At 37.2% G+C, this 14,840-nt stretch carries 17 protein-coding genes; 16 read left to right on the top strand and 1 reads right to left on the bottom strand.

The window, feature by feature from the left end:
* Window positions 1-16: 16 nt before the first annotated feature.
* From G600_RS0105170 to G600_RS0105155, 4 genes are read left to right on the top strand one after another with little or no spacing between them, the layout of a single operon-like run.
* Window positions 17-1,075 (top strand): L-threonylcarbamoyladenylate synthase, encoded by a 1,059-nt coding sequence (locus G600_RS0105170; RefSeq protein ID WP_027430998.1) that lies wholly within the window; start codon window positions 17-19, stop codon window positions 1,073-1,075.
* Between the two features lie 36 nt (window positions 1,076-1,111).
* Window positions 1,112-1,693, top strand: a complete 582-nt coding sequence (locus G600_RS13795) for an arsenate reductase/protein-tyrosine-phosphatase family protein (RefSeq protein ID WP_242826354.1) — start codon at window positions 1,112-1,114, stop codon at window positions 1,691-1,693.
* Window positions 1,694-1,705: 12 nt separating this feature from the next.
* Complete coding sequence (gene rpiB / locus G600_RS0105160; RefSeq protein WP_027430997.1) at window positions 1,706-2,137, top strand: ribose 5-phosphate isomerase B; 432 nt, start codon at window positions 1,706-1,708, stop codon at window positions 2,135-2,137.
* A 33-nt stretch (window positions 2,138-2,170) separates the two neighbouring features.
* Entirely contained in the window at window positions 2,171-2,656 is a 486-nt protein-coding gene (locus G600_RS0105155) for a deoxycytidylate deaminase (RefSeq protein ID WP_027430996.1), read from the top strand.
* A gap of 59 nt (window positions 2,657-2,715) precedes the next feature.
* Here the strand turns inward: G600_RS0105155 and G600_RS0105150 are convergent, their stop codons facing one another.
* Window positions 2,716-3,204 (bottom strand): DUF402 domain-containing protein, encoded by a 489-nt coding sequence (locus G600_RS0105150; RefSeq protein WP_034245594.1) that lies wholly within the window; start codon window positions 3,202-3,204, stop codon window positions 2,716-2,718.
* 175 nt (window positions 3,205-3,379) lie between these two features.
* On the opposite strand from G600_RS0105150, the gene G600_RS0105145 reads away from it, so the two are divergent.
* From G600_RS0105145 to G600_RS0105090, 12 genes are all read left to right on the top strand, one after another.
* Complete coding sequence (locus G600_RS0105145) at window positions 3,380-3,682, top strand: AtpZ/AtpI family protein (RefSeq protein WP_027430994.1); 303 nt, start codon at window positions 3,380-3,382, stop codon at window positions 3,680-3,682.
* Between the two features lie 24 nt (window positions 3,683-3,706).
* The gene (locus G600_RS0105140; protein WP_027430993.1) at window positions 3,707-4,093 is read left to right on the top strand and encodes a hypothetical protein; all 387 of its coding nucleotides are present in this window, start codon (window positions 3,707-3,709) and stop codon (window positions 4,091-4,093) included.
* Window positions 4,094-4,160: 67 nt separating this feature from the next.
* Window positions 4,161-4,835: a F0F1 ATP synthase subunit A gene (gene atpB / locus G600_RS0105135; RefSeq protein ID WP_051195372.1), complete on the top strand. Its 675-nt coding sequence runs from the start codon at window positions 4,161-4,163 to the stop codon at window positions 4,833-4,835.
* 46 nt (window positions 4,836-4,881) lie between these two features.
* A complete protein-coding gene (atpE, locus tag G600_RS0105130) occupies window positions 4,882-5,136 on the top strand; it encodes an ATP synthase F0 subunit C (RefSeq protein ID WP_027430991.1) in 255 nt (84 codons plus the stop codon).
* Window positions 5,137-5,180: 44 nt separating this feature from the next.
* Window positions 5,181-5,729: a F0F1 ATP synthase subunit B gene (atpF, locus tag G600_RS0105125; protein ID WP_330361980.1), complete on the top strand. Its 549-nt coding sequence runs from the start codon at window positions 5,181-5,183 to the stop codon at window positions 5,727-5,729.
* On the top strand, window positions 5,717-6,265 hold the full coding sequence (atpH, locus tag G600_RS0105120; RefSeq protein ID WP_027430989.1) for an ATP synthase F1 subunit delta: 549 nt from the start codon (window positions 5,717-5,719) through the stop codon (window positions 6,263-6,265). The genes atpF and atpH overlap by 13 nt, the downstream gene beginning before the upstream one ends.
* 35 nt (window positions 6,266-6,300) lie before the next feature.
* Complete coding sequence (gene atpA / locus G600_RS0105115; protein WP_027430988.1) at window positions 6,301-7,806, top strand: F0F1 ATP synthase subunit alpha; 1,506 nt, start codon at window positions 6,301-6,303, stop codon at window positions 7,804-7,806.
* A 55-nt stretch (window positions 7,807-7,861) separates the two neighbouring features.
* The gene (gene atpG, locus G600_RS0105110) at window positions 7,862-8,728 is read left to right on the top strand and encodes an ATP synthase F1 subunit gamma (RefSeq protein ID WP_027430987.1); all 867 of its coding nucleotides are present in this window, start codon (window positions 7,862-7,864) and stop codon (window positions 8,726-8,728) included.
* Between the two features lie 74 nt (window positions 8,729-8,802).
* The gene (atpD, locus tag G600_RS0105105; RefSeq protein ID WP_027430986.1) at window positions 8,803-10,194 is read left to right on the top strand and encodes a F0F1 ATP synthase subunit beta; all 1,392 of its coding nucleotides are present in this window, start codon (window positions 8,803-8,805) and stop codon (window positions 10,192-10,194) included.
* Between the two features lie 57 nt (window positions 10,195-10,251).
* Complete coding sequence (gene atpC, locus G600_RS0105100) at window positions 10,252-10,653, top strand: ATP synthase F1 subunit epsilon (protein ID WP_027430985.1); 402 nt, start codon at window positions 10,252-10,254, stop codon at window positions 10,651-10,653.
* A gap of 125 nt (window positions 10,654-10,778) precedes the next feature.
* Window positions 10,779-11,939: a class I SAM-dependent methyltransferase gene (locus tag G600_RS0105095; protein ID WP_034245590.1), complete on the top strand. Its 1,161-nt coding sequence runs from the start codon at window positions 10,779-10,781 to the stop codon at window positions 11,937-11,939.
* 240 nt (window positions 11,940-12,179) lie between these two features.
* Complete coding sequence (locus tag G600_RS0105090) at window positions 12,180-14,711, top strand: hypothetical protein (RefSeq protein WP_027430983.1); 2,532 nt, start codon at window positions 12,180-12,182, stop codon at window positions 14,709-14,711.
* Window positions 14,712-14,840 lie beyond the last annotated feature (129 nt).

Below are 14,840 nucleotides of genomic sequence, written 5' to 3'. Positions count from 1 at the left end.
AAAGTAAGGAGACGTCATGGAAACAAGGATAAGAGTGGTTTCTGGAGATGAGAAGAAAGATAATTTAATATACGAAGAGGCAAAGGAAATTCTAAATAACGGTGGTTTAGTAGCATTTCCAACAGAGACAGTTTATGGTTTAGGGGGAGATGCCCTTGATGCAAATGCATCAAAGAAGATTTACGCAGCAAAGGGCCGACCATCTGATAACCCATTAATAGTACATATTGCTGATTTGGATGCACTTTATAAGTTATCAGTTGAGGTTCCAGAGAAGGCACTAGCTCTTGCCAAGAAATTTTGGCCAGGTCCAATGACAATGATTTTGAAAAAATCGGACATAGTTCCAAGCGCAACAACTGGTGGACTTGAAACAGTGGCAATTAGAATGCCAAGTCACAAGGTTGCCAACAGACTTATAGCTCAGTCAGGAGTTTATATAGCAGCACCATCTGCTAATACATCAGGAAAGCCAAGTCCTACAAGAGCTGAGCATGTTATTAATGATTTATCTGGAAAAATTGATATGATAATTCAGGATGACACAGTAGATATTGGACTTGAATCTTCAATTATTGATTTAAGTGAAGAGATTCCTACAATTCTTAGACCAGGTTATATTACAAAGAAGGATTTCGAGGAAGTAATTGGCGAGGTTAGAATTGACCCAGCAATTGTTGGTGAGGTTAAGCCTGGAGTTAAGCCAAAGGCACCTGGAATGAAATATAAGCACTATGCACCTAATGCAGAAATTACTATAGTTGAAGGCGATACAAAAAAAGTTGTAGACTATATTAATGAAGAAATAAAAAAGGCAGATGAGCTTGGTAAAAAGACAGCCGTTATGGCAACAGATGAGACAAAGTCTTGTTATGGTCATGAACATGTCTATGTTCTTGGCAGCAGAGAAGACGAACTAAGTATTGCAAAGAACCTATATAAGGTTTTAAGAGATTTTGATAAAGATGGAATTGAGGTAGTTTATTCAGAAAGCTTTGATTCAGCGGATGTAGGACAGGCTATTATGAATAGATTAATTAAGGCAGCAGGACATAAACTTGTTAAAGTTGATTAGAGGATGACGATTTGTTAGAATTGGGGGTGGCTAGTTTTGAGCGCATACAAGAAAGTAATTTTTGTTTGTTCAGAGAATACCAGTAGAAGTCCCATGGCAGCAACGATTTTGGCTAATTTAATGCCGGACTTAAAGGTTGAATCTCGAGGCATGGTAGTTTTATTTTCTGAACCATATAATCCTAAGGCAGTTGCAGTAGCAGCTAAGCACGAAGTAATTATTCCTAATAATTCTTCAGAGGAGATTAATGCAAAGGATTTTGGAAATGATACTTTAGTTTTAACAATGAATTCTGCCATGAAGCAGAAGATCTATGATACATTTGATGAAGCGATAAATGTTTATACATTATCGGAGTATGCTGGTTTTCCAGACAAAGAAATTATAAATCCTTACGGCAAGGGGATGGATGAGTACAATTTATGTTTTGAGCAAATATATGAGCTTGTAGACATAATCGCTAAGGATTTAATTGATAAAGATAGCAACTCAGATGAGGAAGAATCAGTAGAAGAGGATTCTTCTTTAGATGATGCTAATAAAGATGACACATTAAAAACGCCCGTAATTAATGGTAACAACAAAAGACAAGGTAAAGGACAAATTAATAACAATTAAAGGAGTTTTGGTATGAAATTAGCAATTGGATGCGATCACGGCGCAATCGAATTAAAGGAACAGTTAGTAGCACATTTAGAAAAGAAGGGCTACGAAGTAATTGATAAGGGTACTTATACAAAGGATTCTTGTGATTATCCAGTTTATGCAAAGCAGGTTTGCGAATCAGTTTTATCTTCAGAAGCTGAACTTGGTATCTTACTTTGCGGTACAGGTATTGGTATGAGCATTGCAGCAAACAAGGTAAAGGGCATCAGAGCTGCATTATGTAGCGACTGCTTCTCTGCTCAGGCTACAAGAGAGCACAACAACGCTAACGTATTATGTATGGGTGCAAGAGTACTTGGACCAGAATTAGCATTTAGAATCGCTGATACATTTTTAGAAGCTAAGTTCTCTAATGATGAAAGACACATTAGAAGAATAAGCATGTTAGAAGACTAGAAATTTAGACTATATAAAGGGAGGTGTAACTATATGAGTCAGAAGAGAACTGACTATATTTCATGGGATGAATATTTTATGGGAGTGGCTAAGCTATCGGCCTTTAGATCAAAGGACCCTAACACTCAGGTGGGAGCTTGTATAGTAAGTCAGGACAATAAGATTTTATCTATGGGATATAACGGATTGCCAATTGGTTGTTCAGATGATGAATTTCCATGGTGCAGAGAGGGCGACCCTCTTGAGAACAAGTATCTTTACACAACACATAGTGAGTTAAATGCAATTCTTAACTATCGCGGTGGAAGTTTAGACGGTTCTAAGATATATGTTACACTTTTTCCGTGTAATGAATGTGCAAAGGCAATTATTCAATCTGGCATAAAGACAGTGGTTTACGACTGCGACAAGTACGCAGATACAGCTTCTGTTATAGCATCAAAGAGAATGCTAAAGGCAGCAGGTGTTGAAATCGTTAAGTATCACGAAAGTCAGAGAGAGATTACATTTAAATTATAATCATAATAATAAAAGGCTTTAGTATCCTAGAATTTCTAGAGATATTAAAGCCTTTGTTTTTAAATTACTTTTATGTTAGCCTCGAAGCGCTCAATAAATTTTACATATTCCTTAAAGCTGCCGCTATATATTGAAAGCAGTAGATTGTTTAGTCTATTCAGGGATGCTACTAAATAGTCCTTAGAAATTATGTCGCTTTTGAAAGCATCTGCTAATTCGTCTAAATCAACTACGCGATAATTACCGTCTTCATTAACAATAACATCTGCGATTAAATCAGTAAAAATGAACTTATCTTCTTCTTTATTATATTCTGTGTCGATTATATCCACATATATATAGGTAAGAGAATTATCATCTCTATAGAACTTACTGACCTTAATGCCTTCGTTCATCACATAATAAGATATACCATGTGAGAATTCTTTCTTGGGCTTAAGCGTATTCCATACGGTTACGATTCTATCTGCATCCTGGTAAACAATAACATCATCTTTAAGCTCTACGCATTCCATAGGAACAAGTCTTTTTCTATAAAGTGTTGCCAATTTAATCACCTCCCCATGTATGTGATATAAATTATATATTAAACAAATTATAACAATAATGTATGCAAAATTCAAATGAATAATTGAATTAAATTTGATACAAAATTAACAAAATGTAGACATTTTCTTGATTAAATGGTAAAATATTGGTATCTGTTTTGAAGGGATATACGGTATGGAGAACAAAGGTAAGGCATTAAGAAATATAGTGCTAGTATCCCAGATAAGTATTTGTGTGATGGTGCCACTTTTCGTGTGCGTCGCGCTGGGTGTTTGGCTAGATGGAAAATTTAACACGAATCTCTTTTCCCTAGTATTAACGATACTAGGTATAGCGGCAGGAGGAAGGAACGCTTATGCTCTCGTTAAAGCAACGATAGTGCAAGAAGAAGCTAAGCGGAAAAGAGATGAAGAAGCGCTTATTCAGGAGAAGTTGGATAATTACAACCGTGAACACAAGAATGAACGTGACGAATAAACAAATTGTAAGGATGGTAGATAGATGCTAGAAAGAATCAAGCAAGTTAATGAAAGCCTACCAGGAATGATTTTGGTAGAAGGATTATATTTTGTAATCGGTGCAATCATCATCTTAATAGCAGTTCCAGATAACAAAGGATATTGTGTTTCTGGGCTTTCTTTTGGCGTGTTCTATGCTATTTTTTCATCCATTCATATGAGTTTTGTAATCCGTAAAGTAGTTTACGGCAACGAACAAGGCTCTAAATCTTATATCTTGGGTTATCTTATTAGGTTACTGGTAATGATAGCTGTTTTTTTGCTACTCTTTTTATTACACGCAGGTAACCCAGTTTGTGCCATTATTGGCATGTTTTCAATGAAAGTAGCGGCTTATATTGAGCCGTTTACTCATAAATTACTATCTTAAAGAAAAGGAAGGTGAGAAGGTGGGCGCTTTAAGTTTAAACACATCAGTAGCTGGTGATTCAAGCTTTATGATCCAAACGTTTTACACTTTTAAGCTAGGCGGTGTAGAACTAGGTATTGATTCAACTCACGTAGCTATGTTGATTGTGTCAGTCTTCATCATCATTATGGCAATTATTGCTAGAGTGAAGATCAACAAAGTTAATGCCACGGACACACCGGGAACATTCCAGAATATTGTCGAAATGATAGTAGATATGTTAGGCGGAATGGTTGATGGAATCATGGGCAGCAATGCTTACAGATTCAAGAATTACATTTCTGCGTTATTTATCTTTATTATCATATCAAATATTTCGGGAATTTTCGGTCTGAGACCGCCTACAGCGGACTACGGCGTAACATTATGCCTTGGTCTTATAACTTTCGTCTTAGTACAGTTCAATGGTATTAAGAAGAATAAGTTAGGACATTTTGGCGCATTGTTCCAGCCAATTTGGTTCTTATTCCCAATCAATTTAATTGGTGAATTTGCAGTTCCGTTGTCATTATCATTACGTCTATTTGGTAACGTAATGTCGGGTACAGTACTTATGGGCTTAATCTATGATTTACTTGGTCCATTCACAGTAGCTTACCCATCAATACTCCATGCATATTTTGATATCTTCTCAGGATGCATTCAGGCGTATGTATTTAGTATGTTAACTATGGTTTATGTTAACGACAAGATTGCCGATTAAGGCAAAAACCTAAAAACAAATTTTTAATTTAATGGAGGAATTCAACATGAATATTTCAGGACAGGAATTTATTAATGCTATGTCAGCAATTGGTGCAGGTATCGCAATGATCGCCGGTGTTGGACCTGGTGTAGGTCAGGGTATTGCCGCAGGTCACGGTGCTTCAGCAGTAGGTCGTAACCCAGGTGCTCAGTCACAGATTCAGTCAACTATGTTACTTGGTCAGGCCGTTGCCGAAACAACAGGTCTTTACGGTTTCGCCGTAGCTATTATCTTAATGTTCGTTAAGCCTTTTAAGTAAGATTAAGACATATCGAAGTAAGATAATAGAAAGGAGGCCAACAAGTGAATTTGTTAGGAAATACAGCAATTGTCCTTGAAGGACGATTATTTGGCTTGGATGCACAGCTCCTTTTTGATGCTGCAATAACATTAATTAATGTCTTCATCCTATTTATATTACTTTCATATATCCTTTTTAATCCAGTACGTAACATGTTAAAGAAGCGTCAGGATAAGATTACAAGTGATATTGAAGGTGCTGCTAAGGATAAAGAAGATGCCCTTGCTATGAAGCAGGAATACGAGGCTAAGCTTAAGGCTGCTAGTAAAGAAGCAGAAAGCATTTTAAGTGATGCTAGAAAGACTGGCGAGCATAATAAGCAGAGACTTATTGACGAGGGTAAAGAAGAAGCAGCTAGAATTATTGCGCAGGCTAATAAAGAAGCAGAGCTTGAAAAGCAGAAAGTTGCTGATGAAGTTAAGCAGCAGATCGTTGTTGTTGCTGCAGCAATGGCTTCTAAGTTAGTTTCTAAGTCAATTAATGAAAGCGACAGTAATGCTCTTATTGAAGAGACTTTAAACGAAATGGGTGATAAAACATGGCTAAGCTAGTAGAAACAACCTACGGTGATGCTTTGTTTGAATTAGCTGTTTCTGAATCTAGTATGGATAGTTTATACGAGGAGGCAGTAGCTGTAATCGATAGCTTTAAGGCTAATCCAGATTTAGAAAAGCTTCTCGCACACCCAAAGGTTGAAAAAGAAGAGAAAGAAACAGTTATTAAGAATGTTTTTGAAAAATTTGTCTCAAAGGACATGACAGGTTTATTAACTCTCATGGTTTCTAAGGACAGACAAGGAAACATTGTTGATACATTGGAGTACTTTGTTGAAAAGGTACTTGAATATAAGAAGATCGGCATTGCTTATGTAACTACTGCTAGCGAGCTTACAGATGCTCAGAAGAAGGCGGTAGAAGCTAAGCTTCTTGCTACAACAGACTATAAAGAATTCAAGATTAACTATGCAATTGATGAAAGTCTTATTGCTGGTATGATTATTAGAATTAAGGATAGAGTTGTAGATAGTAGCATAAAAACTAAACTCGCCAATATGGCTAATGAACTTAGTGGTATTCAGTTAGCTTAGTTTTAAAATAAACTTTAAGAAAGGGTTTCTAAACAATGAATTTAAGACCGGAAGAAATCAGTTCAGTTATAAAAGAACAGATTAAAAGATATTCTACCGAACTTGAAGTATCAGATGTTGGTACAGTAATTCAGGTTGCGGATGGTATCGCCCGTGTTCACGGATTAGAGAAGGCCATGCAGGGTGAACTTCTTGAATTCCCTGGCGAAGTATACGGAATGGTATTAAACCTAGAAGAAGATAACGTAGGTGCCGTATTACTTGGTTCAAACAAGAACATTAACGAAGGTGATACAGTAAAGACAACTGGCCGAGTTGTTGAGGTTCCAGTTGGTGATGCATTGACAGGAAGAGTTGTTAACGCCCTTGGCCAGCCTATCGATGGCAAGGGACCTCTTAATACAACTAAGTTCCGTCAGATTGAAAGAGTTGCCTCAGGTGTTATCACAAGAAAGTCAGTTGATACACCACTCCAGACAGGTATTAAGGCTATTGATGCCATGGTGCCAATTGGTAGAGGACAGAGAGAATTAATTATCGGTGACCGTCAGACAGGTAAGACAGCCATCGCAATTGATACAATTATTAATCAGAAGGGCCAGGGCGTACATTGTATTTATGTAGCTATTGGTCAGAAGGCTTCAACAGTTGCTACAATCGTAAAGACACTTGAAGAATATGGTGCTATGGCATATACAACTGTAGTTGCAGCTACTGCTTCAGAGCTTGCTCCATTACAGTATATCGCTCCTTACTCAGGTTGTGCTATTGGTGAAGAGTGGATGGAAAACGGTGAAGATGTATTAGTAGTATATGATGATTTAAGTAAGCATGCTGCTGCATACCGTACATTATCACTTCTTTTAAAGAGAGCTCCAGGTCGTGAAGCTTACCCTGGTGATGTATTCTATTTACATTCAAGATTATTAGAGAGAGCAGCAAGAATGTCAGAGGAATATGGTGGAGGTTCTTTAACAGCGCTTCCTATCATTGAAACTCAGGCAGGCGATGTTTCAGCATATATCCCAACTAACGTAATTTCTATCACAGATGGTCAGATCTATCTTGAGACAGAAATGTTTAACTCAGGTTTCAGACCAGCTATTAATGCCGGTTTATCTGTATCTCGAGTTGGTGGTGCTGCTCAGATTAAGGCTATTAAGAAGATTTCTGCTCCTATCAGAACTGAGTTAGCTCAGTTTAGAGAGTTGGCTTCATTTGCTCAGTTTGGTTCAGACTTAGATGCTGATACAAGAGAGAAGTTAGCACAGGGTGAAAGAATCAGAGAAATGCTTAAGCAGCCTCAGTATAAGCCAATGCCAGTTGAATATCAGGTAATTATTATCTTTGCTGTAACAAGAAAGTATGTACTTGATATCCCAACAGAAAAGATTGGCGATTTTGAAACAGGTTTATTTGACTTCATCAATACAAAGTATCCTACAATTCCAGAGCAGATTAAGTCTACTAAGGAATTATCAGAGGAGAACGAAAAAGCACTTGTTAATGCTATTGAAGAGTTCAAGAAGAGTTTTAAGTAATTAGTAAAATGTAGTCGCTACATTTACTAGCTTTTAGGAAACGGAGGTAAATTTTATGGCCTCAATGAGAGACATAAAAAGACGTAGAGACAGTATACAAAGCACTGGTCAGATTACCAAAGCCATGAAGCTCGTTTCCACTGTTAAGTTACAGAGAGCTAAGGGTAAGGCTGAATCAACAAAGCCATACTCAGATCTTATGTATGAAACTGTTAGTAACATTTTAGCTAAGTCAGGAAATATCAATCATAGATATTTAGTGGCTGGCGAATCTACTAAGAAGGCAGTTATTACAATAACAGGTAACAGAGGATTAGCGGGTGGTTATAACTCGAACATTGATAAACTCATAATCAATAGTGGTTTTAACAAGGATGATGTAGATATTATTGCTATCGGTACTAAGGGAAGAGATTTCCTTAAGAGAAAAGGTTACAACATTGCAAAGGATTGTTCTGATGTAATTAATGAACCTCTCTACACTGATGCGAAGGAAATCTGCGACGAATTACTTGAAAGATTTGCTGCAGGTGAAATCGGTGAGATTTATCTTGCCTATACATCATTTAAGAACACAGTAGTGCATATTCCAAAGCTTATTAAGTTATTACCAGTATCAACTGAGGACTTAAAGTCTGAGGAAGGCGATAAGAAGGTAGATACAACTCCAATGAGCTACGAGCCAGAGGAAGATGAAGCACTTGATATGATCATACCAAAGTATGTATGCTCACTTATCTATGGTGCCTTAATTGAATCTGTTGCCAGTGAAAATGGTGCTCGTATGCAGGCTATGGATAATGCTACAAGTAACGCTGAGGATCTAATTTCCAAGTTATCTCTTCAGTACAACAGAGCTCGTCAGGGCGCTATTACTCAGGAGATTACAGAGATTATCGGTGGTGCAAATGCTACTGGCTAATTAAGAGTGCTTAATTAAGTTATACTGTTAGATTTAAAATAAATCTTTTATTTAACTAATAATGGAGGTTAGTAATGGCAGATAAGAATATCGGTAAGATTACTCAGATCATCAGTGCCGTAATTGATATTAAGTTCACTGAGGGTAATCTTCCAGAAATTAATTCAGCCATCAACATAAAGACTAATGACGGCGGCAAGCTCGTAGTCGAGGTTGCACAGCATCTTGGTGACGATACAGTAAGATGTATCGCCCTTGGTCCTACAGATGGTTTGGTTAGAGGTATGGAAGCAGAAGCTACAGGAAAGCCAATTTCTGTTCCAGTTGGTGAAAACACACTTGGACGTATCTTTAACGTATTAGGTGATCCTATTGATAACAAGCCAACTCCAGATGTAGAAGAGTATATGCCTATTCATAGACAGGCTCCTACATTTGCTGAACAGGCTACTAACACAGAGATGTTAGAGACAGGTATCAAGGTAGTAGATTTACTTTGCCCTTACCAGAAGGGTGGTAAAATCGGTCTATTCGGTGGTGCCGGTGTAGGTAAGACAGTTCTTATTCAGGAACTTATTAGAAATATCGCTACTGAGCACGGTGGATATTCAGTATTCACAGGTGTAGGCGAGCGTACAAGAGAGGGTAACGATCTTTACCATGAAATGATGGAATCAGGCGTTATCGAAAAAACAACAATGGTATTTGGTCAGATGAACGAACCACCTGGAGCTAGAATGAGAGTTGGTTTAACAGGTCTTACAATGGCTGAGTACTTCAGAGATAAGGGTGGAAAGGATGTACTTCTTTTCATCGATAATATCTACAGATTTACTCAGGCAGGTTCAGAGGTTTCAGCCTTACTTGGACGTATGCCATCAGCCGTTGGTTACCAGCCAACACTTCAGACTGAAATGGGTGCTCTTCAGGAGCGTATCACATCAACAAAGAACGGTTCTATCACTTCAGTTCAGGCCGTTTATGTACCTGCGGATGATTTAACTGACCCAGCGCCAGCTACAACATTTGCCCATCTTGATGCTACAACAGTTCTTTCACGTTCTATCGTAGAACTTGGTATCTACCCAGCTGTAGATCCACTTGAGTCAACATCAAGAATCCTTGACCCTAGAGTCGTAGGTGAGGAGCATTATAAGACAGCTCGTGCCGTTCAGGAAATCTTACAGAGATATAAGGAATTACAGGATATCATTGCTATCCTTGGTATGGATGAATTATCAGAAGAAGATAAGCTTGTTGTATCTAGAGCAAGAAAGGTTCAGAGATTCTTATCTCAGCCATTCCACGTTGCTGGACAGTTTACAGGCTTGGAGGGTAGATATGTTTCTATCCAGGATACAATCCAGGGCTTCAAGGAAATCCTTGAAGGTAAGCATGATGATATTCCAGAAAGTTACTTCCTTAACTGCGGTAGCATTGATGATGTATTAGCTAAGGTAAAGTAAAATTTGCTTGACTAGATTGTATATTTGAGATGCTTTTGCATGTAAAGGAGGATTACCATGGCAGAGACTATGAAGCTTCTGGTTAATACACCAGATAGAGTTTTTTATGAAGACGATTCTGTTACTATGGTTGAACTTGCTACTTCAGAGGGAGAGATTGGTGTTTTTCCACAGCATATTCCTCTTACATCAGTAGTTGTACCATGTGTACTTAAGATTCATCATGGTAATGAAGTTGAAAAAGCTGCTATTCATGGTGGTATCATCGAAATTCTTAAGGATAAGGTGACAATCCTTGCAGAGGTTGCAGAGTGGCCGGATGAAATCGATGTTAATAGAGCTAATGAGGCTAGAGTTAGAGCTGAGAGACGTCTTTCGGCTAAGGATCCTAACCTTGATGTAGCTAGAGCAGAGATGGCATTAAAGAGATCACTTGCAAGACTTGGAGCAGCTAAATAAAAAAATTTTGGGGCGCAGAAATTGCGCCCCTTTTTTTACTTAACAAGAGGGGAAAATAAAGGTATAATTTAGAAGATAGTTTTTTGTAATTAAATAGGAATATAAGAGATAAGATTGGATTAAGTATGGAATTAAAGGAATTTTTAGAATCGAATTTAAATGAGAAGTTAATAGATTGTACAATTTCAGCTAGACGAAAAAAAGATGAAAAGAAGGCTTACAGGGTTAAAATTAGACCTGTAAAGATTAATGATAAATTGCTTTTCCAGGCAGAGGAGTTTGTAGGAAGACAGGCTTTTCATAAGAACTTGGAAAAGGGAGAACTAATAGAAGCAATTAAGGAATATTTAAAGGAATTTAGTCAGGCTCAGTTTAACTTAACTGATGCCACAGGACTTGTTCTTGCTTCTAAATATAAGGAAGGTCAGGAACAGCACTACACTATTAAGCTAAAGAAGGCTAAGGAAGTGAAGGCTATGAGGGACCTTAATCACAATAAGAAAAAGAGATACATTTTAGAAGAAGGAATCCTTGTTCCATTCTTAGTTGACCTTGGGGTTATGACTAAGGAGGGTAAGATTGTTAATTCTAGATATGATAAGTTTAAGCAGATTAATAGATTCTTAGAGTTTATTGAAGATATTTTACCATCCCTATCTAAGGATAGAGAGCAGACAATTATTGATTTTGGTTGTGGTAAGTCTTATTTAACATTTGCCATGTACTATTATCTTAAGGTTTTAAAGGGCTATGACATTCGTGTTATTGGACTTGATTTAAAAGAGGATGTAATTAATAACTGTAATGCCCTTGCTAAGGATTATGGATATGATAAGCTAAATTTCTATGTGGGAGATATTGCTTCATATAAGGATGTGGATGCTGTGGATATGGTAGTTACCCTCCACGCCTGCGATACCGCAACGGATTATGCCTTGGCAAATGCAGTCAAGTGGGGAGCTAAGGTCATCTTGTCGGTACCTTGCTGCCAGCATGAAGCTAATAAGACAATTGATAATGAAATTCTAAAGCCAGTTATGGATTATGGAATTTTAAAGGAGAGATTAGCAGCAATTATAACAGATGCTTCAAGAGCTAAGATGCTTGAGGCCAATGGTTATGACACACAGATTTTAGAGTTTATTGATATGGAACATACACCTAAGAATCTCTTGATTCGCGGGGTTAAGAATTCTAAAAAAGAGGGAAATAAAGGTGCGAGACTTGTAAATGATACAATGAATCAGGCACTTAATTTAGATCTGACCTTGTCTAGACTTATTTAACTCAGTCGGAGTACAAGCTCCGACTGAGTTAAACGCTCCGCGAGGATGCGCACGGATTCGGACAGGAATTTGTCTGCAGTAGGAACATCAGCCATTAGAATTTTGCTTCGCAAAATTAGGCTGACGCTAAGTAGCAAACACGGAGTGTTTGCTACATCTGAAGCAGACCCGAATCCGGCGCGCAAGACTCGCGTGCGAGTCTTGACTATAGACATTTCAGATTATTGATGGGAGATTATTATGGAGACAAAAAAGAATTTAAAGATGAAACATTGGATTCTTGGAATTATTTTTGTAGTTACGGGAGTTCTTACATTTTTAACAATGGAATTAGAAGCGGAAGAGGCTTCATATACTACTATGTCACAGGCTAGCCTTCCGATTGTGTACTTTAAGACAGATGCAGGCAATAGTTATAATGCCCTTCATGGCTATACAGAGGAAATTGATTCCACTATGGACTGCGAGGATATTACCCCTATTGGAACAGATAGAAGCGTAAGCCTTTCAATTAATACTTATGGTACAGAGGTTGAAGGCATTACTTATAAGGTAAGAGATTTAGATTCTGGGGATTTGTATGAAAGCAATGAAGTAAAGGATTTTAGTGTGGTTTCTGATTACATTGATGTTTCTTTTACTCTTAAGAATTTAATTGATGATGATGTGAAATATTCTCTTGAAATTGTGTTAGACCTTGAAGGGGATAAAGAGGCTCATTACTATGCCAACATTATTAAGGGCGATAGTTATGATATTCAGGAATACCTTGATTTTGTTTTAAATTTCAACGAAGTAACTTTTGATTCCTCAAGAGTTAATGAGATTGCAAATTACTTGGAGTCAAGTAGTTCAAGTGCTAATGATAATTTCGGACATGTGGACATTTACTCAAGTAGTTCAATGATTACCTGGGGTGATTTAGATCCATATCTTGAAAGTGATATTCAAATTAGCGTTAAGGATGTAAATTCAGAGATTGCAGTTATTTGCCTTGAATATAGAATGGGTGCAGAGAATAGCTACGGTTCTTACGACACTTACGTGGTTAATGAATATTACAGAGTTAGAAAGACAAGTCAGAGATTTTATCTGCTTAATTACGAGCGCGATGCCAATCAGATTTTTGATGCGAAAAATGATTTAGTAACCACAACAAGAATTGATCTTGGTATTACATCCACTACAGAAGTTAATATGCTTTCTGATGAGGATGGAGCTTACAACTATTTTGTAAATAATGGATCTCTTTGGTGCTATAGCGTCTCAGATAACATTTTCACAAGTGTATTCTCCTTTAGTAGTGAGGATACAGACTCGGTTCGTGAGGATTATCTAGACCATGACTTTAAACTTATAAATGTAGATAGTAACGGCGATGCCACTTTTGCTGTCATGGGTTACATGAACAGAGGCGAGCATGAGGGTGAAGTGGGAATTTCCCTTTACCAGTACGATTACTCAGATAATATTGTTAACGAGGTTGTATTTATTCCGCTAAACACAAGCTATACTGTGCTTTCTGAGAATGCCGGCGGTATTGCTTATCTTAATGAGAATAAATTCTACTGCCTTGTGGATGACACTCTTTACTCTATTGATATTTCAAGTTTAGAGATTATGGAGGTTGTAACAGATTTAGTTGAGGGCACTTATGCAGTATCTGAGGACGGTTCAACAATTTGTTATAGCACAAGCGGAGATTTAAATAATACAGATACTCTTAGAATTTATAATATGGCCAACAGTTCTGATTATCAGATTAAGGCAGATGAGGGAGATAGCCTCAATGTCATCGGCTTTATTGATGGGGACTGCGCTTATGGTATAGCTCACAAGTCAGATATTAGTTCTGATGATATGGGTAACGAGATTTTTGCTATGTATAAGGTTTGCATTATGGATAGCGAATATAACGTAATTAAGGAATATGAGCAGGATGGCATTTACATTAGTAATGCTGAGATTGACGGTAAGAGAGTTACTCTTACAAGAGTGACAAAGTCAGGTGATAGCTATGTTTCTTCAACAATTGACCAGCTTATTAATAAGGATGAAAATGTAGTTGAGGACGAGCTTAGTGTGGTTACAGCCACTACAACTGCAAGACTTACAGAAACTCGTATTTTGCTTTTTAAGGCGGCTTCTTCCACAAGTGGAGTTTCTCTTAGAGCATCAGAAAAAATCGTCTATAATGAGAAGAAATGGGTGGATTTAGACAAGACTATAACAGGTGAAGGTAAGTATTATGTTTATGCATATGGAAGATACCTACAAAGTTATGAAAATTTAAATACTGCCATTAGTAAGGCTTACGATAGTTACGGCTATGTGCTTGATAACAATGCTAACTTAGTTTATAGAAGATATAAGAGTACTCAGAGCTCTTTATCAAACTTAAGTATTACAAGTTCAAGTTCAACAATAGCCACAGCGGCACAGACCCTAGCTAATTATGCAGGTGAGAATATTAATATTGCAAGTCTTATGTCCTCTGGCCTATCAGTCATTGACGCCCTTAAAACTGCTGATAATTTACAGCCATTAAGTATTAGCGGCTTAAGCGTTGATAAGTTATTAAATTATGTGGCAGATGGCTATCCACTAGTTGCTAAGACAGGAGATAATAGTTACTGTATTATTACAGCTTACGATTCAGATAATATTACATACATTGATTTAGCAACATCAGCAACAGAAACAAAGACAATTACTGCTGCAAGTAAGATATTTACAGAGGCAGGCAATGTTTATTTGACATATTATAAGTAAAATGAATTTAAACCGGTGCGATAATTCGCGCCGGTTATTTTTGTATAAAATTTATCGTAATAAAATAGAGATTATATTTAAAACTTGTTATAATATTAGAAGAGTAATGAGGATAGTAAATAGCCACAA

Origin of the sequence: Lachnospira multipara ATCC 19207, from assembly GCF_000424105.1 — a bacterium.
In the GTDB taxonomy this organism is placed as follows: domain Bacteria; phylum Bacillota; class Clostridia; order Lachnospirales; family Lachnospiraceae; genus Lachnospira; species Lachnospira multipara.
Note: the sequence above shows the minus strand (reverse complement) of the source record. Positions and strands in the feature narration are given on the sequence as shown.